Genomic DNA, 286 nt, shown 5'->3' on the forward strand with positions numbered 1-286 from the left:
CCGCGGCGACCTCGCCACCCGCACCGACACCCGCCCCAACAGCGGCAGCGGGGAAGGCGGGCAGGAAGATGCCGGCACGGACGGCAGCGGGGACACCGGAGCCGCCAAGGGCGCCGCCGCGGGTGCGCCGGTGACGACGCACACCGTCCACACCTACGACGCCTACAACCGGCTCGCCTCCACCACCGTCCACAACGGCCCTGATGCCAAGGCCCCCGTGCTGCGCTCGACCGCCTACACCGCCAACGCCGCCGGCGATGTGACCGCCACCACCGCCACGGACGCA

General features: G+C 74.8%; 1 protein-coding gene. It reads left to right on the forward strand.

The window, feature by feature from the left end:
* Window positions 1-286, forward strand: a 286-nt coding sequence (locus tag IF89_RS40105) for a hypothetical protein (RefSeq protein WP_043195128.1), incomplete at both ends; no start/stop codon positions are given.

It is taken from the genome of Streptomyces sp. NRRL F-2664 (assembly GCF_000719345.1).
In the GTDB taxonomy this organism is placed as follows: Bacteria; Actinomycetota; Actinomycetes; order Streptomycetales; family Streptomycetaceae; genus Streptomyces.